Genomic DNA, 23,940 nt, shown 5'->3' on the forward strand with positions numbered 1-23,940 from the left:
ACGCTTGTCAATATATACTTTTCTAACGTGCTTCTAGGTATTTAATTATCTTCTATAGCACATTTAATTTTTGCGCCCCGAATCCTATTCTATCGCAAATATACTGTCCGTTTTCACAATACACAACTAACTCATCCTTAATAAATTGATATACCTTTTCCTTTTCCATTTCGGGATAAAGAATATGGACATTGGCCCCTGCATCCAATGTAAAGCACAGATGCGTGCCTGAACTTTTACGAAAAGCCCAGATTTTATGGATAATATGCAAGGTATTGGGCTTCATCAAAACAAAATAAGGATCGCTACTCATCATCATAGCATGCAGGGTAAGGGCTTCACGTTCTACAATCTTGATAAAAAGATCGATATCACCCTGCTCAAAAACCGATTTCAAGTGAGTGAGATGATCATGGGCCTGCTCAAATCTGGATGCCGCAAAAGGATGCCCGTGCATTAAATTGTGTCCTACTGTACTACTTACCTCTTTTTGCCCTTTGTCTACCAAAAGTATCGTATCGTGGTACTTTTTAAAGATCGCATGTACTTTAAAAGGGTATTTTGTACCATAAAGGTCAGAACTATCCAAACTATCTTTGTGGTTTCCCCATTGTACCATATCCCCTTCAATGCTGCGACATGCACTTCCCGAACCTAAGCGCGCTAAAAACGACGCTTTTCTTTTAAAGAAATCTTGCCCTATTTCCGGATTTAAACCTTGTTCCAAATCCATTAAACACAATGCCAATGCAGACATTCCACTGGCAGAGGAAGCTATACCACTACTATGGGGAAAGGAATTTGAGGTTTCAATTTTAAAATGATACTCCTTCAAAAATGGTACATAGGCTACGATTCGCTCAAAAAAAGCATGGATCTTAGGTTCAAAATCGACTTTGCGCTTTCCTTCAAAATACAAATCAAAAGAAAAATCGTTTCCTTTTTCTTCCCGTTTCTTATAATGAAGCGTAGTCGTGGTAGCACAGGCACTCAAGGTGAAGCTAATGGATGGGTTTGCTGGAATTTGGTTCTCTTTTTTCCCCCAATACTTTACTAAAGCAATATTGCTTGGAGATTTCCATCTTACTTTCCCTTCCTTTACTTCCTGTAAATATTTGGAAGGAACAAAGTCTTTTTCTGTCATGTACGATACCGTTTATACAAAGATAGTTTTTACAGTTGTAACCCTCCGCATAGATCCCAAAGTGATCTCATTTTTCAGGAGAGTCCATATTCTTAATGTATAGAGCAATGCAAATTGGGCATAAATTACTATTTTAGTTCGAAACGGGTCCTTTGAAAAAGAAACTGCGCTATATTACCATCAGTATTATCATTTGCCTACTGATAGGCTTCTTATCGAGTTTTGCCACGCAGAGCTCGGTCAATGATTGGTACCTTACGTTGAACAAACCTAGTTTTAATCCTCCAAATTGGGTATTTGCCCCCGTCTGGACCGTATTATACCTCATGATGGGCATTGCAGCAGGAATCGTATGGTCTAAAGGGTTTTATCATATTTGGGTAAAAACGGCTTTATACCATTTTGGTTTTCAATTATTGTTCAATGCCTTGTGGAGCATTTTGTTTTTTGGGCTAAAAAATCCTTTTTGGGCCTTATTGACCATATTGGTATTACTCATGCTTATTCTTATGACCATTAAATGGTTCAGGGTAGTCAGCAAAGTTGCCGCTTATTTATTGATTCCCTATTTCCTTTGGGTATGCTTTGCCACTTTGCTGAATTACAAAATATGGGAATTGAATTAGTCTCCCTTGTTTAAACCGCAGACACGATGGCCTTAGCCGCAATATAGGCTCCGGTCCAAGCATTTTGAAAGTTAAATCCTCCGGTGATAGCATCTACATTGATTACTTCTCCGGCAAAATATAACTGTGGATGGATCTTACTCTCATAAGTCTTAAAATTGATTTCTTTTAAATCTACCCCTCCGGCAGTCACAAATTCTTCTTTAAATGTACTTTTTCCAAGTACCTCAAATTCAGATTCCGTTAATTGTTCAGACAATTTTTGAAGTTCCAACTTGCTTACATCGGCCCATTTTGTCGTTTCAGAAATTCCAGCAGCTTTCACTAAATTGATCCATAATCTTCTAGGAAGGTCTACCGCATTGGTTCGCAATACGGTTTTTTTCGATTCAATTTCCTTTACCTGCATTAGGAGATGTATAATACCTCCCTTATGGTATTCCGGAAGCCAATTGACGGTTGCTTTGAACATATAATCACAATCGTGCAATATGCGCGCGCCCCAAGCCGATAATTTTAAAATTGCCGGGCCACTCATACCCCAATGTGTAATTAAGAGGGGGCCTTCCGAAGTTAATTTTATCGGTTGAATTTTTTTACTTTTCAATACTGTGGTCAACTTGCTGTTCTTGTTTTTTTCAATACTGACGGAGACCCGTACCTCTGTGCTTATTCCTTGGATGCCCTTGATACGGGGATCTTTGATATTAAACGTAAATAATGAGGGAACCGGAGGTACAATTGTATGACCAAGGGCTTCTAGCATTGTCCATACTTTAGGACTACTCCCAGCGGCCACTATAACTTTTTTGGCATGAAAATCTTTTCTGATCGTTTCGATTTTCCAATACGCCCCTTGTTCATTCTCCAACTTTTCAGGCGGAAAAATTCCAGTCACAGCGGTACTCTTTATGACCTTTACTCCAAGGCGTGCTGTCTCATTTAAAAAACAATCTATAATGGTTTGGGAAGAATTACTCGTTGGGAATATCCTACCATCCTCCTCAATTTTAAGGGTGATTCCCCTTCTTTCAAAAAAATCGACCGTATCTCCCGTGGCATAGGTATGAAAAGGCCCCATCAATTCTTTTTCTCCCCTGGGATAATTCTTCACAAGTTCCGTAGGAACAAAGGTAGCATGCGTGACATTACAACGCCCTCCCCCAGAGACCCTTACTTTGGACAGCACTTGCTTCCCCCGCTCAATGATGGCCACCTTTAGACTAGGGTTTTCTTCCGCGATGTGGATTGCAGCATAGAAGCCAGCAGCTCCTCCACCTATAATTACAACGTCGAACATCAATGTATACGGTCTGGATAATTGGTAAAAATACCATCTACCCCCATCCGTTTTGCTTTCATGATATCCTGTTCTTCATTGACCGTCCATGTGTACACTTTAAAACCAGCATCGTGCACAATGTTAATATTGTCTTGTGTAAGTAACGCAAAGTTTGGATTTATGGCCACTGCAACAAGCTCCTGAGCTAGGGGGATAGCATCTTTGGGATCTTCTTCGGTCAATACAGCAATGGCCACCGTATCATTTAATTTGCGCATCTTGCGCAATTCATCCCAATTAAAGCTTGAAATCAGAAAATCATCGGTAGACCATCCTTTTTCCTTGATATAATAGGACATAATGGCATTTACCTCTTCAGCAGTGTTCGCCCCTTTGAGTTCAATATTGAGGGGAACCTTATGATCGATCAATTTCAAAACATCCTGTAATAGTGGAATTTTATGATTCCCATCGAGAATAAGTTTTCTCAGATCCAAGAGGTTATAACTTTCTATGGCTCCTCCGCCATTGGCCAATCGATCGACTTTTTCGTCGTGGAACACCACAATCTCTCCACTTTCAATTTTAAACACATCAATTTCAATCATATCTACATTGAGATCTAGTGCTTTTTGAACAGAGGCTAAAGTATTTTCGGTTTCGTAGCCCATAGCCCCTCTATGGCCTATAACAAGGGGGTTGTCATTCATCATAGTACAACTTAAAAAGCTTAGAAACCAAAGAGATAAGAGAAGCTTAGGTAGTCTTTTTATCATACAGTCGGTTTTTCTGCTAAATTAAGGAATTCTAAAGATAAAAGATTCCAAAGGCTGTATTTCCAAAGCAATTTTACCTACCCCTTTTTCAACAGTAAGTATTTTCTTTTTTTGACCATAGATTTCTTCTGACAAGGCATACACACCATCTTTCAAGGCCCAAATTTCAATGATTTCTGCCGGGATTTCCAAAGAGAAGTGATACTTTTCATGGGCATCAAAATTGGCCAAAACGATTAATTTTTCATCTTCGGACCAACGCACATAGGACAATACTCTATGATTGTAATTTTCGGTTCTTTCTTTATTGTAGTAATGAATGTCTCTATATGCCCCCATTAAGGCGCTACTCTTTATGGTAAAATTGAGCAGTCGCTTGTAAAAATCCCGTAATTCCTTTTCTTCATCGGACAATTGCCCTCCATCGAATTTTTTATGGTTCATCCATCGTTGATGGTGCGGTACGCCGATGTAATCAAAAATTGATGTTCTGGTAGGTTTTCCAAATCCGGCATCCTCCGCTCCTGGCTCTCCGACTTCTTGTCCAAAATAAATCATGGTTGGTGAAGTGCTAATGGTCGCGGAAACCACCATGGCCGGTTTTCCCCTTTGCGCATCACCTGCAAATTCCGGACTTGCAATACGCTGCTCGTCATGATTCTCCAGAAAATGCAACATATGATGTTCAATATCCTTTAATCCATCTTGTACAACAGGAATATGATCTGTCCAACCATGCCCCTGCATAATATGCTTAATACTATCGTATAATTCTACTTTATCATACAGATAATCCATCTTTCCTTTACGGAGATAATCCCGATATAGTGAAGGTTGATAGACTTCCGCTAAAAGAAAAGCATTAGGATTTTCCATTTTTATGGAAGAATTCATGTAGCTCCAGAATTCTACAGGAACCATTTCCGCCATATCAAAACGAAAACCATCTACTCCCATACGGAGCCAATACAGTGCAATATCCTTAAATTTTATCCAAGAATCCGGTACGGTTTTCGTTTTCCAAAAATTGTAGTGTGCCGTGTAGTCTTTGCTATCAAAATCGTCTGGCAATCGGTCAAAATCATAGGTGCCATCGGGCCGGACCCCATAGTTGATTTTTACGGTTTCGTACCAATCGTTGTAATGGGGTTGGGACAACCTAGATCCATTTCCCGTCCACTTCGCGGGAACTTCCTTAAATTTCCCATCAACCAGCACTGGGTCATCTCCTCCCAAAGGAAGATAATCATGGTTCCAAGCAGGAACTTCAAATATTTCTCCTGGATTGTAATAAAAGTTGTTATCCTTATGATATTGTACTGTGGTATCATCATCCACGCCAAAGGGTTTCAATCCTTTTGGGGTTGTACTACCCTCATAATTACGGGCCACATGATTGGGAACAATATCGATCAACACGTTCAAACCAGCATCGTGTGTACGCTGGACCAAGGCTTGAAACTCCTCCAATCTTTTTTTCGGATCATTGGCCAAATCTGGATTTACGTTGTAATAATCTTTGACTGCATAGGGAGACCCCGCTCTTCCTTTTACGATATCCGGATCGTCCATAGAAATTCCATAAGCAGTATAATCCGTAATCACATCATGATGCGGTACGCCCGTATACCAGATATAGGTGATTCCCAATTCTTTTATTTCTTGTAAGGCCTTTTCATTGAAGTCCGAAAATTTACCGACGCCATTTTCTTCAAGTGTTCCCCAAGCTTTATTGTTAGTATTGGTATTCCCAAACAAGCGGGTAAAGACTTGGTAAACCACTTCTTTGCGCTTCCCTTTATGTTTGTTTTCCATTGGTGATTTTTCTTTTTTCTCCTGACATCCAACGAACGACAGAATGGTGCATATTAAAAAAAGGGGAGATCTCTTCTTCATCTTAAGCGGTTACCACCTTTTCCGGGGATAATACCACCCGTTCCCCATTGACGCGTATGGACATTTCCTCCTTGCCTTCCAATTCAAAACTCGTTTTTTCCGCGGTAACCTTTACGTTCAAGGTCCTATTTCTAAAATTAATTTTAAAGGAATAAGCTTTCCACTGCTCTGGTATTCTCGGGCTAAATGAAAGTTTGTCCTCTACGACTCTCATCCCACCAAAACCTTCTACCACACTCATCCAGGTACCTGCCATGGAGGTAATATGCAGCCCTTCTTCCACTTCCTTATTGTAATCATCCAAATCCAGACGCGAAGTACGCAGATAAAAAGTATATGCCTGTTCCATTCTATTCAGCTTTGCTGCTTGTATGCTATGTACACAGGGCGAAAGGGAAGATTCGTGTACAGTGAAAGGTTCGTAAAAGTCAAAATGGCGTTGCAATTCTGCCAAAGAAAAATGATCTTCAAACAAATAAAATCCTTGTAGGGTATCGGCCTGTTTTATGTATGGAGATCTTAATATACGGTCCCAGCTCCATTTTTGATTGATCGGACGATCGGATTTTTCCAAATCTTGAACTGGAGTTAATTCTTTATCTAAAAATCCATCTTGCTGCAAAAAGACCTTATGCTCCTCAGAATAGGGAAAATACATCATATCTGCGACGGTCTTCCAGGCTTCCATTTCGGTTTGGGATAGTTTGGTTGCCCCCCAAATACGATGATAATCTTCCGGATAACCTTCTTTTACCTTTCCAATCTGCTCCAAACAATATGCAATGCACCATTGGGCCAGATAATTGGTGTACCAATTATTGTTGACATTATTTTCATATTCGTTAGGGCCGGTGACCCCTAAGATAACGTACTTCTGCTTATTGGTGGAGAACGTAGCTCTCTGATGCCAAAATCGTGCAATGGCAATGAGTACTTCCAGTCCCATTTCGGGGACAAAGGAATAGTCTCCGGTATAGCGGTAATAGTTGAATATGGCAAAGGCAATGGCGCCATTCCTATGAATTTCTTCAAAAGTAATTTCCCACTCATTGTGACATTCCTCGCCATTCATCGTTACCATAGGATATAGTGCTGCCCCATTGGTAAAGCCTAGCTTCTCCGCATTTTCAATTGCTTTTTCTAAGTGATCGTAACGATATTTCAATAAATTTCGGGCAACTTGCTGATCTTTTGTGGCCATATAAAATGGAATACAATAAGCTTCGGTATCCCAATACGTACTCCCGCCGTATTTTTCTCCGGTAAAACCTTTGGGTCCAATATTCAAACGGGAATCTTTGCCCGAATAGGTTTGGTTCAACTGAAAGATATTAAAACGGATACCCTGCTGTGCGCTCACATCGCCTTCTATCACAATATCGCTCATGTTCCAAACATTTGCCCAGGCTTCTTTCTGTTTTTCCAATAATACGTCAAAACCAAAATGACTTGCCTTGGAAAGCACTTCTTCAGAAGCCTTCACCAAGGCTTCCTTGGCATGATGTAAGGAGGTAGTATACCCTCCATACTTAACTAAACTTGCTGTGCTTCCCTTTTTCAATTGGAATTGATATTCCGCGCTGATCTTAGATTCTGATTTTATTTCCTTGGGCGTTGTTTTATCTAACTTCCCATCAATAAACAGTTGATTCCTCATCGCGGTACAAGCGTGAAATTCTGTCTTCATGGTCTTGGCCGATACGTAGTGCATAGCCCCTTGACCACCCACTTCATAGATATCCCAGAACGCATCGTCCCAATTGGAATCTTCATTGGTTATGTTACCATCAATATAAGGCTGAAAAACAATGTTTAGGTCTCTGTTTTTAGGGGTAATAGCGTAGTCAATAGCGCCAACTTCATCCATATCAAGGCTAAGGAAACGCACCACCTTCACTTCAATAATAGCATTATTCTGCAAGGTTGCAGTAAAACTTCTGCCATACCAACCTTCCTTCATATTGAGCTCTCTGCGGAAGTTGGCTACTTCTTTACACTGATTCAAATCCAATTCTTCCCCATCAATGACAAGTCCAATCCCAATCCAATTTGGAGCATTAAGTACTTTGGCAAAATATTCGGGATATCCGTTTTTCCACCATCCTACCCTAGTTTTATCCGGATAATAAACCCCGCCGATATAACTCCCTTGAAAGCTGTCTCCCGAATATGATTCTTCAAAATTTGCACGTTGTCCCATAGCGCCATTGCCAATACTAAAAAGGCTTTCCGAGGATTTTATGCGCTCTTTATCAAATCCTTCCTCAATAATGGACCAAACATCCGGTTTTATATAGTTTTGATTCATTGGTTTGTTTTGTTTGGGTTATAGTTTTAGCTATTTATGCTGAAATGGTTGCGATTAAACCTTCTACGAAAGGCACATCAATTTCCTTAAACTGGTTTACGATATGGTCTGCCTCGCCCAGTACTTCTGCTTCTCCAATACCTATACTGGTCATTCCTGCCGCATTGGCAGCACCTATACCGGCAACCGCATCCTCAAAGACTACACAAAGCTTGGGCGCAACACCTAATTGCTCCGCTGCCAGCAAGAATACTTCAGGATCAGGCTTAGCCTTTGTCACATGATTCCCATCTACTACAGCATCAAAATACTGGAGTAAATTGACCTTCTCCAATATGGGAACCGCATTCTTACTTGCAGACCCCAACGCCATGGGAATACTATTTTCTTTCAAGTATCTTAGAATTACTTCAACCCCGGGAAGAATTTCCGAAGCATCCATTTTTTCAATATATCTTAAATAATCCTCATTCTTTTCTACCAACCACGCATCAAACTGTTCCTTGGAAACTGTTATTCCACCTATTTCCAATAGAATTTCGAGACAACGCACCCGGCTGACCCCTTTAAAAAGTTCGTTATGTGCCGGTGTAAATTCAAATCCCAATTGCTGGGCCAATTTTTTCCAAGCTTGATAATGATATTTGGCAGTATCCACGATAACACCGTCCAAATCGAATATAAATCCAGTGGTAGTCATTTTAATAGTTAAGGTTGAAGTAGTTAGTTGATTGTAGATTCTCTTTCTATGAGTGTTGCTTGAAGTATTTCAGTTTTATAGGTTTCTTCTTCATCTTCACTTTCCACTTTTTCAATGAGCATGCGTGCCGCTATTTCTCCCATTTCCTCGCCTCGCTGATCAATAGAGGTCAACGTTGGGGTGGCATATTTAGATAAAAGGCCATCTGTAAAACCAATGACAGCAATATCATCGGGCACTTTATGTCCGTTTTCCTGCACCAATTTCATACAGTGGATCGGAAAAATCTCGTTGACGCACAATACTGCATCCACCTCTCTCGTATGGAAAAAATCAGCAATGGCAGCCTCATCGATTTCCATATCCGAAAGACGTAAGATTAGATTTTCGTCAACAGGAATGTGGTGATCTTCCAAGGCCTTTCTGTATCCTGCTGCCCTTTCTCTGCTCACACTGAAATAATCTTCGGTAGTTACCAATGCAATCCTCTTTCGCTTATTCCCAATAAGTTTCTTAACGGCATTATAGGCCGCTTCCTTATCATTGATAATCACCTTATCGCATTGGATTTCATCGGTTACCCTATCAAAAAGCACTAAAGGAATTCCCTGCTCCGTCACTTCCTTTAGGTGATTGTAATCTCCTTTCAATTGTGTTTCTGTAGATAGGGCCATAATAAATCCATCGATACTGGAATTCTCCAGCATTTCCATATTGATCACTTCTTTGTCAAAAGATTCATCAGAAACACATACAATAACATTGTATCCCATATTATTGGCATACTTCTCAATACCCCTAAAAGCCGTTGTAAAAAAATGATGTACAATATCGGGAATGATAACCCCGATATTTTTGGTTCTTTTGTTCTTTAGGCTAATGGCAATATTATTGGGCTTATAGTTATACAATTTCGCAAAAGCTTGTATCCTTTCCTTGGTATCCCTACTTATTTCTTCACTATTCTTCAATGCCTTAGAGACAGTGGATATGGAAACTTCCAATTCTCTTGCAATATGCTTCAATGTTATTTTCTTTTTCAAATCTCAAAAAAGTGTTTAGATAAATGTTTTTTTGGCATGCAGATTTTCAAATAAAAAAGTAATGATATAGAAAAATGCTTTTTTGGGCAACTAAAATTATACGAATTAATTTTTGGCAAAAAGCCTGCAATACCAATTACTAAATTACATAAAATTAAAAATAGTATATTTGTTTAAATGTTGTTAAAATCACAGAAAGAGCATCATATATTTGTCAATCACATAACGAGAGCAACAAAAGATTATCATTTTCTTAAAATCAAAAAGTTATTAACACGAAAACGGTTTCGTTATTCATTATATATGCCCTATTTCGATTTTAACATTTTTTTTATATATGTTTAACGATTAATTGAAATTAACTAAACTTTTAAATTAACAATCTATGAAGATTACACTACTGAAAAGCTTTTTGCTTATCGGGGCATTTTTATGTTTTGGTATAGCAAAAGGACAAGAAGTATCAGGTACGGTTTCTGACGCAAATGGCCCATTGCCTGGGGCTAGCGTACTGGTAAAAGGAACTTCGAATGGTACGCAAACAGATTTTGATGGTAATTACACTTTAAGTAATGTTGCCAGTGATGCTGTTTTGGTATTTAGCTATATTGGATATAGTACTCAAGAAATTCCAGTGAACGGGCAAACGACCATTAATGTAACTTTACAGGAAAATGCTGATGAACTTGATGAAGTTGTAGTTGTTGGATATGGTACCACGACCAAAAGAAGTACCGTAGGTGCCGTAGAAAGCGTAAAAGCTGAAGAGTTCAACAAAGGGGTAATCGTAAACCCACAACAATTGATTCAAGGTAAAACCGCTGGGGTGCAGATTTCAGCAACGAGTGGTGAACCTGGAGCTGCCGTTAATGTGCGTGTGCGGGGTACAGCATCTGTACGTTCGCAAAACAATCCGCTTTACGTTGTGGATGGTGTGCCACTGAATGGTGGAAATACATCCCCCGGAACAGGTGGTGGAAATACGGATATTGGTTCAGCAGGTTCTTTGGACCCTTTGAGTTTCCTAAATCCAAATGATATTGCCAGTATAGACATCTTGCAGGATGCAGCTTCTACAGCCATTTATGGATCCAGGGGAGCAAATGGTGTTGTAATCATTACTACGAAGAGAGGAACAACGGGAAGAAGTATTTTAGAGTTTTCTTCTACGATGTCCGTGGGTTACATTCCTAACCAACCTGATTTATTGAGTAGAGAGCAATTTTTGGAAGCGCAAAATATCATTTCTGGCGGTACTTTTACCGATAGAGGGTTTAATACTGACACCAATGATGTTATTTTTAGAACGTCTTTTACGCAAAATTACAACCTTGCATATGGAGGAGGGGGAGAAAATGGAAATTACCGTCTTTCTTTCGGATATCAGGATCAAGAAGGTGAAGTTGAAGACAGTAGTTTCGATCGACTTACAGCAAGATTCAATGCAACACAACGTTTCTTTGATGATAAGTTGACTTTGAATACGCAGGCAACAATTTCAAATATTGAGACGCAAAGACCTCCGATTACCAATAATCCGAATGCTCGTGGAGATTTATTATCTGCTGCCATTGGGTTTGCTCCGGATCAATCTCTTTTTACCGAAGGAGATCCTGGTGGTTTCACGCAACCTTCTGCAGAACGAAGAAATCCCTTAGCCTTATTGGAATTAAATAGAAACGTTTCCAGTACATTAAGAAGTCTTGTGAACATCTCTGGAAACTATAAATTTACGGAGAATTTAAGTTTAAATACTTTAGTAGGGTTAGATAAATCTACATCTGCCGGAAGTAGTGCTACTTCGCGAAACTTCAACTCTGGGCCAACTTTAAATACAGGACGGGTTACTTTGCAAGAATTTGATCTTACCAATGTTACTTGGGAATCTTATTTAAATTATAATAAAGGTTTTGGCGAAGATATCTTGGATGTCGTATTAGGTCATTCCTACCAAGAATTTGTCACTAGAACATCATTCATAGAAGGTGCTGGTTTTGAAACCACGGACTTGTTCTTAATGGTGAACAATATAGCTAGAGCAGAGGGCTTTGCAGCAAACACTTCTTTGCAAAGAGATGAATTACAGTCCTTCTTTTTGAGAACAAATTATTCTCTCAACAATAAATTTAACTTCTCGGGCACCATACGTGTTGATGGTTCTTCCCGTTTTGGTGGAGATAATAGATATGGTACGTTTGGAGCTGTAGGAGCATCTTGGGCGTTAGATCAAGAGGAGTGGTTTCCAGAATTCTTTGATAGATTTAAATTGCGCGCGAATTGGGGGGTAACCGGTAATCAGGAAGGCCTAGGTTCCAATCAGTTTACGCAACGTGAGCGATTCAATACTGGAAATACTGATGGCACAAGAGGTAATGTTGGATTCGTGGCCTTTGACAATCCCGCCTTGAAATGGGAAGAAAACAGACAATTAAGTATTGGTGTTGATTTTGCTTTCTTAGATAGTAGGGTAAGTGGATCACTATCTTATTTTAATAGAACTACTACTGATTTCTTATTACAAGTAAACAGTGCTCAACCAGCGCCTCAGCCATTTATCTTTGGTAATGTTGATGGAGATATTGTCAACAAAGGGGTAGAACTTACCTTAAACGCAACACCAATTCAAACTGACGAATTCAATTGGGACCTTAATTTTAATATTGGTTATACCGATAATGTTTTGGAGAACTATGATGGACCTGCAATTGACGCAGGACAGATTAATGGTCCTGGACTTACAGGAGCTTTCTCTCAAAGATTGGCAAACAATCAGCCACTATTTAGTTTCTTTGTTCGAGATTTCCAAGGGTTAGATGCCGATGGCGCAAACATCTTCTCTAACAATGGTTCTCAAATTTTCGTAGGAGAAAGTGCTTTACCAGATGTTACTTTAGGGTTTACCAACAATTTCAGTTATAGAAATTGGGATTTAAGCCTATTCTTTAACGGCCAGTTCGGACAATCGATCTACAACAATACCAGAAATGCATTTCAAACCATTCCAAACCTTTCTCAAGGTAGAAATGTTACCACTGATGTATTGGCTCTTGTTGGTGTAGAAAATAGCTTTAACCCACAATCCGTTTCATCTCGTTTCCTTGAGAATGGATCATTTTTACGATTACAAAATTTAACTGTAGGTTACAATTTTGATATCACGGAAGATAGCGTTTTTAGTGCTTTCAGACTGTTCCTCAATGCTCAAAACTTATTTGTAATTACAGATTACAGTGGACAGGATCCAGAGGTTTCCACTGATAGAACTTTGAATAACTTACCATCTTTAGGTATTGATCTTACTTCATATCCAAGACCAACCACCATTTCATTTGGAGTTAATGCAAGTTTTTAAATAAAAAAAAGAAATCATGAGAAAAGAAGTTTTTAAAAATAATTTTACAAAAGGGCTTGGGATATGTATTCTCTTGCTCTTAGGACAGAGCTGTACGGATTTAGAACCTACATTTTTAGATTCTGAAACAAGACAGACTACCATTGGTGAATTCGCAGGAGTTGCCAATACAGCAAGTACACTTTCTGCATTATATACCAGTGGAGCAAGTAATGGTCTAGGTTTATCGGGATCAACAACTCAAGCGGATGATTATGCACTTACAGAAGTTGCAGCAGATAATATCGCTGTATTGACTCGTGGAGCGGATTGGGGAGATAATGGAGTATGGCGTACCTTACACAATCATACTTGGGACCCTAATCACCTTTACGTATTGCAGACTTGGAACAAACATAATGCTGCGGTGCTTTTAGCGACACAGTTATTGGATTCCAGATCCAATCCTACCGCTCAAGAAGCGGCGCAAGCAAGGGTTATACGAGCCTTTCACACATATTCCCTTCTTGACTTTTACGGTCAGGTTCCTTTTAGAGGTGTGGATGATGGGGCAGATGTAAATCCGGTTGTACGAACTCCGCAAGAATCTTTTGATTTTATTTTGGACGATTTAAATTCCGCTATATCTAGTGGTGATTTATCCGATAACGGGCCAAGCGTTCCCTTACGTGGTGATGGAGACGATCGCTTTGGTACACTAAGCGGTGTAGGGCAGGCATTCGCTCTATTTTTACGCGCAAGAGTTAATCTAAATGCTATGCATTTAGTAGGTTCCCAAGGAGATATGAACCAAGTTATTGCAGATGTCAATGCTATTGAATCGTTGGGCTTTACTCTCGATAATAGTGCTGACTATTTTGACATCTGGAATTTGGCAGAAAATGATAATCAAGAAGTTATATTAATGTTGGATGGCGATGCCAGAACAAGAATGTACAATCAATTACACCCTAATCAAGGTGGATGGAATGGTTTTGTCACCCTTACGGAGACCTTTCGCCTCTTTGGAACAGACGATGAAACTCAAGATGCCAGATTAGGGCTTCCAGGAGAAGATGTTGCGGGTATTTCTACTGGGTATATAAGAGGCCAGCAAAGACGTCCAGATGGCACAAATTTAAACGATAGACAGGAAAATCCATTGATTTATGAAGATGTTATCTTGACCAATTTAGAAGTTAACAATGAACGTAATGGAATTCGTATTGTAAAATATCCTGTAAGACAAGCAGATGGAAGTCTTCCCGGTGATGGGTTTAGGGATTTTGTATATGCTCGTTTCACCGATGCCCTGCTCATGCGTGCTGAAGCCGCTTTAAGAGGAGGCGCAGGTGGTGACCCCTTGGCCGATGTTAACGCTATTCGTTCAAGAGCAGGAGCCGCTCCATTAGCCGCTGTAACATTAGATGACATGCCAGATATTATTGCGAGAGAATTAAATGGAGAAGGTGTTGCCGGAGGACGTAGAGCTGTTCAATTACGTTTTGGAACGTTCACGAGCACCACTTGGGAGATGAAAACCGTTCAGGATGATTTTAGAAATAAATATCCAATTCCTGCTTCGGCTTTAGCTACCAACCCTAACTTGGTACAAAATCCAGGGTACTAATCATTTCTATATACAAGTTTAAGTTTAAGAGAAAAAGAGGGCGATATCGCCCTCTTTTTTAATAAGGATTATTTCAATCTTATCCTGCTATTCAACCCCTGCATTTTCAATACTCCATATTTTTAGCAGAAATTAAAAAGGGAATTGTAAAAAAGTAAATATCTTTAGTTTTCCGTAAATCTACTGCCAAAATGATTCAAACTTCCAAATTCAATTACCCCTTATTTTTTACCTTATGGATCATTCTTTTAATGTCCTGCGCCGAAAGTAAAAAGGAAGAAATACCCGATAAAATTCAAGAAACGCTATTTACAAAAATAGACCCAGCCGCTATCGGTATTGATTTTGAAAATAAAATAGAAAACGAAGAGGATTTTAATATTTTCCTTTATCGCAATTTTTATAACGGTGGCGGAGTGGCCATTGGAGACATCAACAATGATGGTCTTCCCGACCTATACCTTACCGCCAATCGAAAGAAAAATAAATTGTACCTAAACAAAGGTGATTTCACTTTCGAGGACATTAGTGAAACTGCCGGAGTTTTAGGCACCAAAGCATGGTCTACCGGAGTTGTGTTCGTAGACATCAATAGTGATGGTTTTTTGGATATCTATGTCTGTAATGCGGGAAATATTGAAGGAGATGATCAAAAAAATGAACTCTTTATCAATAATGGCGACCTAACTTTTACCGAAAGTGCGGCACAATATAATCTTGCTGATAGTGGATTTACAACACATGCCGCATTTTTTGACTATGACAAAGATGGAGATCTGGATGTCTATATGTTGAACAACAGCTTTATATCCGTGGCTAGTTTAGGATATAACAATAAAAGGGATCTTAGAGCCAAGGACTGGAACATGCCGGAAAAAGTAAAAGGCGGTGGCGATAAACTACTCCAAAACAATAATGGCGTTTTTACCGATGTTAGCGAGGAAGCAAATATTTATGGTAGCTTAATCGGTTTTGGTTTAGGAGTTACCATTGGCGATGTCAATAATGATACCTATCCTGATATATACGTCTCCAATGATTTCTTTGAACACGATTATCTCTACATCAACAATCAGGACGGAACTTTTAAAGAAGATATTAGGAATTGGGCCTCACACCTCAGCTTATTCTCCATGGGTGCAGATATGGCAGATATCAATAACGACGGAAAGTCCGATATTTTTGTCACCGATATGCTTCCCAAAGACGATCAGCGCCTAAAGAACACAACCACTTTTGAGACCTATGATACCTACCAACGTAAGCTGCAGAACGATTTTTATCATCAATATATGCAGAATACCCTTCAAGTAAATTTAGGAAATAGCTTTTCCGAAATTGCGCACTATAGTGGGGTATCCAGTTCCGATTGGAGCTGGGGAGCACTGCTGTTCGATATGGATAATGATGGCTATCGCGATATCTATATCAGTAATGGGGTGTATCACGATTTGACCAATCAAGATTTTATTGATTTTTTCGATGATGTTGCCCGTCAACAATCGGCCTTAACGGGAACAAAAGATAAAAAGGAGGCTGTAATCAATGCTATGCCCTCCACTCCTATTGTTAATTACGCTTTTAAAAACAACCAAGACCTTACGTTCACTGACGCTACTGCTATCTGGGGCTTTGACGAACCTAGTTTTTCCAATGGGGCTGCATATGGGGATATGGACAATGATGGCGATCTGGATTTGATCGTCAATACGGTCAATCAAGAACTGTTGGTGTATAAAAATAATGCAAATACCTCTGCGAACAACTTTATAAAATTAAGTTTAAAAGGGGAGCGTCCCAATACCTTTGGCGTAGGCAGTATCGTTGAAGCCTATATGGGGGATAAAATCCTGAAACAAGAATTGATTCCTTCACGAGGTTTTCAATCTTCCGTGGAATATACGATGACCCTAGGTATAGGGTCGCATCAAAAAATAGATTCCTTAAAAGTAATATGGCCTAATAACAAAACCCAGTCCATTATTGAACCTGCTATAAATACAAGGCTTGTTTTAACGCAAACTGATGCGAAAACAACGTATGTTCCCAAAACGAAATCCCGCCCAACCCTACTTCAGGAAATTAAAACCCCGTTGTCCAAGCACGTGGAAGACAAACATATTGATTTTGATTATGAAGGTCTTATTTCCCAAATGCTTTCGCAAGAAGGCCCTGCCATGGCGGTTGGAGATGTCAATAATGACGGGCACGAGGACGTTTTTATTGGCGCTGCCAAAGGCGGAATAGCTTCACTATATCTGCATCAGGGCAAGGGCAGCTTAAAACCAAGCCCAACACAAGATGTATTCAGGGAAGATCGCTTGACAGAAGATACCGCTGCTGCTTTCTTTGATGCCGACGGAGATGGAGATTTAGATTTGGCCGTAGGATCTGGAGGAAATGTCCCAGATGATAGTAAAGCGTATAAAAATCGACTTTATATCAATGATGGAAAAGGCAATTTGACGCGTAGTCCCGAAGCTTTGAAAAGTACCGGACACAATGTGGCGGTCATTGCCCCTTATGATTTCGATCAGGATGGTGATATAGATCTTTTTATCGGGAGCAGAAGTGTTCCGGGTATATATGGCTTAAACCCTAAACACCTCTTACTGGAAAATGATGGTAAGGGGGTATTCTCTGATGTTACCGAAAGTAAAGCCTTTGCCTTGAAGGACCTTGGCATGGTCACCTCAGCTACCTGGGCAGATATCAATGGGGATTCCAAAAAGGATCTGGTATTGGTTGGAGATTGGATGGCGCCAACGGTTTTACGAAACAATGGACGCCGTCTGAGTATCATGGACATCGGTTTAAGCACTGCTACGGGATGGTGGAATGCTGTAGCGGCTGAAGACATCAATGGAGATGGTGCCATTGACCTCGTGTTAGGAAATCAAGGTACCAATACCACATACATTACTTCAGAAAAGGCTCCCACAAAAATGTACATTAACGATTTTGACGACAATGGTACCATAGAACAGATTTTAACGCGAAATATTGAAGGGCGTGATGTCCCTATAGTCTTAAAACGAGAGTTAACCGCTCAGCTGGTTTCCCTGAAAAAGGAAAATTTGAAGTTTTCTGACTATGCTACCAAAAGCATTGGTGAGCTGTTGAGTCCTGAAGTTCTTGGAAATGCTATTGTGAAAACAGTTAGCACAGCAAAAAGTAGTATTGCTTTAAATCAGGGTAATGGCACTTTTACGCTTCAGGAACTTCCCAAAGAGGCCCAGTTTTCCTGTATTTGTGATATTGCCTGCACGGATATTGATAATGACGGACAAATGGATATCTTATTTGGAGGAAACAACTTTGAGTTCAAACCGCAATATGGCAGATTAGACGCCAGTTATGGTGGCCTTTTATTGGGCAACAAGGACGAAGCTTTTCAATGGCAGCCCTATGATATTTCAGGCTTCTATATGAAAGGGGAGATAAAACATATTCTCCCGTTTTCGGATAAGGCTGGCCAGCTGTTCTTTATGGTCGGTAGAAATAATGCCAGTCCCAAAGTATTTTCAAAAACGCCTTAAACTTATAATCGGGTTAGATTGATGAAAATATTTTCAATAATAAAATGTAAACGTTTACATTTTATTTGTATGTTTGTCGCGTTATTACAATGAACTTAAAACCAGCCATATACATCATAGGGGCTATTGTCCTTTTAGGTATTCTTTTTGGATACGTTAGCCCAGCAATTGCTTTGTTGATTGGGATGGTTGTAGGGATTTCAAAAATTTGCAATACGGATATCGTTCAGCGGCACCCCAAGGTGCAATCCAAATTATTACAACTCTCTGTCATAGGATTAGGTTTTGGTGTTCCCATAAAAGAAGCACTCACCTTAGGATCTAGTAGTTTCTTTATAAGTCTTATCGCTATTACATTAACTTTTGTCATAGCTTTTACCATCGGCAGGATTCTTGGTTCCGAAAAAATTACCACCATATTGGTGGCCTCGGGAACGGCGATCTGTGGGGGGAGTGCCATTGCGGCGGTTAGTCCTAGTGTCCAGGCCAATTCCAATCAGACATCCATAGCCTTGGCCATTGTATTTCTATTGAATGCCGTTGCCCTATTTATTTTTCCAACCATAGGACATTTTTTTGACCTGAATCAGACGCAATTTGGACTTTGGTGTGCCATTGCCATCCACGATACCAGTTCCGTAATTGGTGCCAGTTCACAATTTGGCGAAATTGCACTTAATGTTGCCACCACGACCAAATTGATACGTACACTATGGATCATTCCTTTGGTTCTCATTATTTCTTTTGGATCGGATTCCAAAGAAAAATTCAATTTCCCTTGGTTCATTTTAGGCTTTCTCGCTACGATGATTCTGTCTTCCTATATTCCCGAAATGTCAGCCTTTAGTGAAAAAATGGTATGGATTTCCAGAAAAATATTGATTTTCACCTTATTTCTTATCGGCTTGCAAATCAATATGGGCAGTTTGAAAAAAATTGGTGCAAATATCCTGATTGTAGGTAGTTTTACCTGGATCGTACTAGCGGTAATTTCGCTACTCTATATTGTCAATTATACGTAAAAGACAATCAAAACAAGGCTTATTTTTTACCTTTGATACGAGCTCCTATAACTATAATGCTCAGGAAAACATTCATAATATGGCTGGAATAAAGGATATTGCCAAGATTACGGGGCTATCATTGGCCACGATATCGAGAGTGCTCAATGACAGTCCTCTGGTTTCTCCCAAGACTAAAAAGAAGGTTTTGGATGCTGCCAGGTCACTGGATTACCGTCCTAATATGATGGCCGCAGCATTGCGTAGTGGAAAAAGCAATATTGTAGGGGTAATCGTTCCTGAAATCAATAATTCGTTTTTTAGTAGCATTATTAATGGTATTGAAAGAGAATTAAGCGCGGTTGGTTACAACATCATCATTATTCAATCTCATGAGTCCCAAGAAAAAGAAAGTGCTGCCATAGAATCTTTTATACAGCTCAAGACGGATGGCATTCTGATGTCCCTCTCCAAGAATACCAAAGAATTCTCCTTTATCCGGAAATTGTCCGAATTGAGCATCCCATTGGTGTTTTTTGATCGAGGACCATCTTTGGAGGATGCCACTACCGTTGTCTTGAATGACTATAAAGGTGCCTTTTTAGCAACGCAACATCTTATTGACAATGGATGCACAAAAGTATTTCACATCGCTGGAAATCTCAATGTCCCTATATTTCAAGAGCGCAAAAAAGGTTTTCTCGATGCGTTGAAAAAAAATGACCTACAAGTTACAAAGGAGCATATTATTCAACTTTCCTATGATACGGATAAAGATGAAAAATTGCTTCAAGATTACTTGGATGCTTGTCCAAGAACAGATGGCTTCTTTGCACATGGAGATGATAGCTGCCTCTATACCATTAATCTCTTGAAACGTCTTGGAAAAGCCATTCCGGAGGAAATTAAGGCCGTTGGATTTGGAAATACGGATTTCTGTGTGCATGTAGACCCCCAAATAAGCACTATCGATCAAAAATGTGATATTATGGGTACCACTGCTGTTTCCCTTCTTTTACAGCAATTCGATAAGGAACGGCCACTGCCTTCCAAAGAAATATTGTCTCCTGAATTGATTGTCCGAAAATCCAGCAAATAAGCGCTCCCTAAAAAGCCAGCAGTTGATCCATTTGTTTTGACAAGGTCATTTGAGTTCCTTCGTCCACCAGCTCATATGTTTCATCCAACAATTTATAAATAGAGGATATGGGGTTTTTATTCGGATGCACACAGATACCGAGGTGACTCAATACATCACAAAGGTGATCCATTCCCCTTAAGTTTCCAGCTCTTCCAGAAGCTATTCCCGTAATACAGGCTTTCTTATCCAAAAAACTTTTGTCTTTATCGCGTACGGAAATACCATCCAGCAGTAATTTTACAATGCCGGGATAACTCCCATTGTACTCAGGTACCAAGAACCAAAACTTCTCCGAAGGCGTAAAATATTCGTCCTGAACCTGCTGTATCATCTCAGGCTGACTGGTATACATTTGTTTACTTAGTACTACTTCATCCATTTCTGATAAATCCAACAAACGAATGGGTTCGTCGGTCTTATGTTGAAGCTCCCGATGTATGTATTTGGCAAAGTGTAATGTCTTATTGTCTGCCCTATGGGAACCTGAAATAATTGTAATCATTCTGAGGGTGATTTAAGCTGTTACTGATTTTTCTCTTTATAAGGTGTAAAAATATCATTTTTTTAAATGTAAACGTTTACATTTTTCATATTTTTAATTATATTTGACTCTAAACCAGAATGTTTTGGGACGCTTAAGTCCCATTTCCAAACAAAAAGAGAATGGACAACACTAAAATTACCATAAGGTCGCCACACTTGGACGGAGCAGAAGTATCATGGTTTGCTCCTATTTGCAACGGCGATGATCGTTATTTGGGAGAGCGCAATATGAAGTACAAGAGTACTTTTGAAAACACTTCTGAAATTCTATTGACCGCCGATCGCAATGGCTACCGCAATATCTTGTGTCCATCCTCATATCAAGTAGGACAAGACACTTTGCCTTTCGTTGCCGCAGTTGCCCCTATGACGGAACAGATTAATTTATTGGCCGCCATACGTTGTGGGGAAGTCCACCCTCCCATGTTGGCACGGACACTGGCAACTATTGATCATATTTTAAAAGGGCGTTTGACCATTAATATTATATCGTCCAATTTGCCCGGGGAAGATTTATCTTCTGCCGATCGTTATCAACGTTCTCGCGAGGTTATTGAAATCTTAAAGCAAGCATGGAGTCAAGATGAAATCGATTTCAAAGGACAATTTTATACTCTTAAATTGCCTTCCCTTCCTACCAAAACATACCAAAAAAATGGCCCCCTATTGTATTTTGGTGGATACTCCCCTCCTGCTGTAGATCTATGCGCCGAACATTGCGATGTATATTTGATGTGGCCGGAAACCGAGGAGAACTTAAGAACTTTAATGGAGAACATGAGTGCCAAAGCGGCTTCCTATGGGCGTACGGTAGATTTTGGCCTCCGAGTTCACGTTGTTGTCCGGGAAACCGAAGAAGAAGCACGGGAATATGCAGATAGCATTATTTCCAAACTGGAAGAAGAGCAAGGGAAGGAAATGCGGGAAAGAGCATTGGATGCGAAATCTTATGGGGTTAGCCGACAAGCACAAATGCGGGAGATTTCCAAAGATGACGGATATGTTGAAGATCATATGTGGACAGGCATAGGAAAAGGGCGTTCAGGATGTGGCGCGGCTTTAGTGGGAAATCCAGATCAAATCGTGGCAAAATTAAATCGTTATATGGATATGGGGATACGTTCCTTTATATTTTCTGGCTACCCCCATAAAGAAGAGTGCGAAAATTTCGCAAGATTGGTCCTTCCTAGATTAAAGACCGTTTCCCTACCTATTGAACAAGGGAAAGTAAGTGCAGAAGAACCCGATTCTCCTTTAGCCGCTGGAATCCGTATTTAAACAGTTGGGAATCACATTTTTTAAAAACAAAATCTTATATTACATGCAGAAAATGGCATAGACAATTGCTGATTCCGTATTAGCACCTACAATTGGTAGATGGCCATTACCATACCGATCAAAACCTAATTAAAAGAGTAAGTTCATGATTGATTTACTAATTGTTTGCGCATACTTTGTCATTGTTTTTGTAACCGCCCTTTCTGGAAGAACCCCTAAAAATGCCACTACTGAAGAATACTTCTTAAGTTCACGGAACTTACGCTGGCCCTCCATTGCTTTCTCTACCATTGCCACCAATGTACAGGGTTATCAATTTTTGGGCTTCATGGGGTCTGCTTATCTCTACGGTTTGGCACAGGCCAGTTTGGAAATCAATGCTATCCAGGGCTTACTTATGGCGGCATTCATTTTTGTCCCTATGTATTATCGGGAAAAGATCATCACCATTACCCAGTTTATTAAAACAAGACTGGGAAAGACAGTGTCCCTGCTCTATTCCGTATCCAATATTTTACTGTTCTCCACCATTACCCTTGGCGCTGCTTTGTTTTGGGGTGCGTATTCCGTAGATATCGTTTTTGCAGAATATTTATCCTTTATTCATGAAGACCGGTTTATCCGAATTGCTATACTCATTATATTTCTGGGCCTCTTTTCTGCCACTTATACCTATTTTGGCGGACTGGCCGCTGTGGTGCGTACCGATGTAATACAATTTGCCATTCTCCTTACTGGAGGTATTGTTGTTTTACTCGTAGCTATTCATCACTTAGGGGGCTGGTCCGAATTATATAATAAAACAGGAGATCTTATGCACCTGCACTTGCCTGCGGATCATGAGAAACTCCCCTGGATTCATATTTTTGGTTTGTTTTTGCTGAATATTAATTATTGGTGTGCCAACCAATCCGTAGTGCAACGATCTTTAGCGGCGAGAAGCCTTAAAGATGTGCAAATCGGCTTAATGGTAGGAGGAGTAATGAAGTATTTTATGGCCGCCATCATTATTCTTCCTGGGATTGCCTTGGTAGGGATATTAGGTTCCAATGGTCTGGCCGATCCGGATGCTGCTTTCCCATACTTGGTAAACACGTATCTTCCCGTAGGTTTAAAAGGCTTGATCTTATGTGCCCTCTTCGCCTCCTTGATGAGTACCGTGGACTCTACCTTCAATTCATTGGCCACTTTATGGTCCATTGATATCTACAAACCTTATGTCAATAAATCTGCTACAGATCAACAAGTAGTGCGATCGGGTAAAAAAGCCATTCTAATTGCCTTTATTTCAGGCTCTTTAATTGGAATCGTGCTCCTGTATATTAAAATCCAAAACTCCGGCGAAGCCTTTACGCACACCCTTAATGAGCTACGCTATTACATTAACAGCGGTATTGTTGTGCTCATTTGTGCTGCGGCCTTTTTAATGGCTCCAAAACACAGGGTGGCCCTATTTGCTTTTATCGCCACGGTGCCTCTTCAATTATTCTTTGCCTATGTTTTTCCCGATATGAACTATTTTGTGCGTGCCATGTGGGTGATCCTAATTGGTTTTGCCATTATTTTAGTAGGTTCAAAAGGAGGCTTTATCAAGGGCAAATTATACTTGGAACCCGCAACACCTTTGATGTCAAAAATAGGATTGGGAATGATTCTTTCCCTCATCGCATTGCATGTCATATTTCATTAATGGCTATATTTT

The 23,940-nt window shown here is 39.9% G+C and carries 16 protein-coding genes; 8 read left to right on the top strand and 8 right to left on the bottom strand.

Annotation, left to right across the window (positions count from 1 at the left end):
• Positions 1 to 52 precede the first annotated feature (52 nt).
• Positions 53 to 1,144, bottom strand: coding sequence for a diphosphomevalonate/mevalonate 3,5-bisphosphate decarboxylase family protein (locus ACEXOE_RS18555; RefSeq protein ID WP_394750344.1), 1,092 nt, complete (start codon positions 1,142 to 1,144; stop codon positions 53 to 55).
• Between the two features lie 152 nt (positions 1,145 to 1,296).
• Here ACEXOE_RS18555 and ACEXOE_RS18560 point away from each other — a divergent pair, with 152 nt between their 5' ends.
• Positions 1,297 to 1,770 carry a TspO/MBR family protein gene (locus ACEXOE_RS18560; protein ID WP_394750345.1) on the top strand — a complete coding sequence of 158 codons (474 nt, stop codon included), beginning with the start codon at positions 1,297 to 1,299 and terminating at the stop codon, positions 1,768 to 1,770.
• Positions 1,771 to 1,780: 10 nt separating this feature from the next.
• Here ACEXOE_RS18560 and ACEXOE_RS18565 read toward each other — a convergent pair whose 3' ends face one another.
• The 6 genes from ACEXOE_RS18565 to ACEXOE_RS18590 form a co-directional block, all read right to left on the bottom strand.
• A complete protein-coding gene (locus ACEXOE_RS18565) occupies positions 1,781 to 3,070 on the bottom strand; it encodes a BaiN/RdsA family NAD(P)/FAD-dependent oxidoreductase (RefSeq protein ID WP_394750346.1) in 1,290 nt (429 codons plus the stop codon).
• Positions 3,070 to 3,828, bottom strand: a complete 759-nt coding sequence (locus tag ACEXOE_RS18570) for a glycerophosphodiester phosphodiesterase (protein ID WP_394750347.1) — start codon at positions 3,826 to 3,828, stop codon at positions 3,070 to 3,072. The genes ACEXOE_RS18565 and ACEXOE_RS18570 overlap by 1 nt, the downstream gene beginning before the upstream one ends.
• 21 nt (positions 3,829 to 3,849) lie before the next feature.
• Positions 3,850 to 5,643, bottom strand: coding sequence for an alpha-amylase family protein (locus ACEXOE_RS18575; RefSeq protein ID WP_394750348.1), 1,794 nt, complete (start codon positions 5,641 to 5,643; stop codon positions 3,850 to 3,852).
• 82 nt (positions 5,644 to 5,725) lie between these two features.
• Entirely contained in the window at positions 5,726 to 8,032 is a 2,307-nt protein-coding gene (locus tag ACEXOE_RS18580; protein ID WP_394750349.1) for a glycoside hydrolase family 65 protein, read from the bottom strand.
• Between the two features lie 34 nt (positions 8,033 to 8,066).
• The gene (gene pgmB / locus ACEXOE_RS18585; protein WP_394750350.1) at positions 8,067 to 8,732 is read right to left on the bottom strand and encodes a beta-phosphoglucomutase; all 666 of its coding nucleotides are present in this window, start codon (positions 8,730 to 8,732) and stop codon (positions 8,067 to 8,069) included.
• A 23-nt stretch (positions 8,733 to 8,755) separates the two neighbouring features.
• Positions 8,756 to 9,775: a LacI family DNA-binding transcriptional regulator gene (locus tag ACEXOE_RS18590; RefSeq protein WP_394750351.1), complete on the bottom strand. Its 1,020-nt coding sequence runs from the start codon at positions 9,773 to 9,775 to the stop codon at positions 8,756 to 8,758.
• A gap of 385 nt (positions 9,776 to 10,160) precedes the next feature.
• On the opposite strand from ACEXOE_RS18590, the gene ACEXOE_RS18595 reads away from it, so the two are divergent.
• The 5 genes from ACEXOE_RS18595 (at position 10,161) to ACEXOE_RS18615 (ending at position 20,375) form a co-directional block, all read left to right on the top strand.
• On the top strand, positions 10,161 to 13,127 hold the full coding sequence (locus ACEXOE_RS18595; protein WP_394750352.1) for a SusC/RagA family TonB-linked outer membrane protein: 2,967 nt from the start codon (positions 10,161 to 10,163) through the stop codon (positions 13,125 to 13,127).
• Between the two features lie 16 nt (positions 13,128 to 13,143).
• Positions 13,144 to 14,736, top strand: coding sequence for a RagB/SusD family nutrient uptake outer membrane protein (locus ACEXOE_RS18600; protein ID WP_394750353.1), 1,593 nt, complete (start codon positions 13,144 to 13,146; stop codon positions 14,734 to 14,736).
• Between the two features lie 191 nt (positions 14,737 to 14,927).
• Positions 14,928 to 18,275 (top strand): VCBS repeat-containing protein, encoded by a 3,348-nt coding sequence (locus ACEXOE_RS18605; protein ID WP_394750354.1) that lies wholly within the window; start codon positions 14,928 to 14,930, stop codon positions 18,273 to 18,275.
• Positions 18,276 to 18,364: 89 nt separating this feature from the next.
• Positions 18,365 to 19,297, top strand: coding sequence for a YeiH family protein (locus tag ACEXOE_RS18610; protein WP_394750355.1), 933 nt, complete (start codon positions 18,365 to 18,367; stop codon positions 19,295 to 19,297).
• A 79-nt stretch (positions 19,298 to 19,376) separates the two neighbouring features.
• Positions 19,377 to 20,375, top strand: a complete 999-nt coding sequence (locus ACEXOE_RS18615; RefSeq protein WP_394750356.1) for a LacI family DNA-binding transcriptional regulator — start codon at positions 19,377 to 19,379, stop codon at positions 20,373 to 20,375.
• A 7-nt stretch (positions 20,376 to 20,382) separates the two neighbouring features.
• Here the strand turns inward: ACEXOE_RS18615 and ACEXOE_RS18620 are convergent, their stop codons facing one another.
• Positions 20,383 to 20,919, bottom strand: a complete 537-nt coding sequence (locus ACEXOE_RS18620; protein WP_394750357.1) for an NADPH-dependent FMN reductase — start codon at positions 20,917 to 20,919, stop codon at positions 20,383 to 20,385.
• 161 nt (positions 20,920 to 21,080) lie between these two features.
• Between ACEXOE_RS18620 and ACEXOE_RS18625 the strand changes: the two genes are divergently transcribed.
• Together ACEXOE_RS18625 and ACEXOE_RS18630 are read left to right on the top strand one after the other, a co-directional pair.
• Positions 21,081 to 22,238, top strand: coding sequence for an LLM class flavin-dependent oxidoreductase (locus tag ACEXOE_RS18625; protein ID WP_394750358.1), 1,158 nt, complete (start codon positions 21,081 to 21,083; stop codon positions 22,236 to 22,238).
• A 145-nt stretch (positions 22,239 to 22,383) separates the two neighbouring features.
• Positions 22,384 to 23,928: an SLC5 family protein gene (locus ACEXOE_RS18630; RefSeq protein WP_394750359.1), complete on the top strand. Its 1,545-nt coding sequence runs from the start codon at positions 22,384 to 22,386 to the stop codon at positions 23,926 to 23,928.
• The last annotated feature ends 12 nt before the right edge of the window (positions 23,929 to 23,940 follow it).

Origin of the sequence: Spongiimicrobium salis, assembly GCF_043678055.1 — a bacterium.
In the GTDB taxonomy this organism is placed as follows: Bacteria; Bacteroidota; Bacteroidia; order Flavobacteriales; family Flavobacteriaceae; genus Spongiimicrobium; species Spongiimicrobium salis.

Excerpts from the sequence above, each read along its gene's own strand:
- ACEXOE_RS18555 (WP_394750344.1), bottom strand. The coding sequence starts at position 1,144 with ATGACAGAAAAAGACTTTGTTCCTTCCAAATATTTACAGGAAGTAAAG.
- ACEXOE_RS18565 (WP_394750346.1), bottom strand. The coding sequence starts at position 3,070 with ATGTTCGACGTTGTAATTATAGGTGGAGGAGCTGCTGGCTTCTATGCT.
- ACEXOE_RS18570 (WP_394750347.1), bottom strand. The coding sequence starts at position 3,828 with ATGATAAAAAGACTACCTAAGCTTCTCTTATCTCTTTGGTTTCTAAGC.
- ACEXOE_RS18575 (WP_394750348.1), bottom strand. The coding sequence starts at position 5,643 with ATGGAAAACAAACATAAAGGGAAGCGCAAAGAAGTGGTTTACCAAGTC.
- ACEXOE_RS18580 (WP_394750349.1), bottom strand. The coding sequence starts at position 8,032 with ATGAATCAAAACTATATAAAACCGGATGTTTGGTCCATTATTGAGGAA.
- pgmB (WP_394750350.1), bottom strand. The coding sequence starts at position 8,732 with ATGACTACCACTGGATTTATATTCGATTTGGACGGTGTTATCGTGGAT.
- ACEXOE_RS18595 (WP_394750352.1), top strand. The coding sequence starts at position 10,161 with ATGAAGATTACACTACTGAAAAGCTTTTTGCTTATCGGGGCATTTTTA.
- ACEXOE_RS18600 (WP_394750353.1), top strand. The coding sequence starts at position 13,144 with ATGAGAAAAGAAGTTTTTAAAAATAATTTTACAAAAGGGCTTGGGATA.
- ACEXOE_RS18605 (WP_394750354.1), top strand. The coding sequence starts at position 14,928 with ATGATTCAAACTTCCAAATTCAATTACCCCTTATTTTTTACCTTATGG.
- ACEXOE_RS18610 (WP_394750355.1), top strand. The coding sequence starts at position 18,365 with ATGAACTTAAAACCAGCCATATACATCATAGGGGCTATTGTCCTTTTA.
- ACEXOE_RS18615 (WP_394750356.1), top strand. The coding sequence starts at position 19,377 with ATGGCTGGAATAAAGGATATTGCCAAGATTACGGGGCTATCATTGGCC.
- ACEXOE_RS18620 (WP_394750357.1), bottom strand. The coding sequence starts at position 20,919 with ATGATTACAATTATTTCAGGTTCCCATAGGGCAGACAATAAGACATTA.
- ACEXOE_RS18625 (WP_394750358.1), top strand. The coding sequence starts at position 21,081 with ATGGACAACACTAAAATTACCATAAGGTCGCCACACTTGGACGGAGCA.
- ACEXOE_RS18630 (WP_394750359.1), top strand. The coding sequence starts at position 22,384 with ATGATTGATTTACTAATTGTTTGCGCATACTTTGTCATTGTTTTTGTA.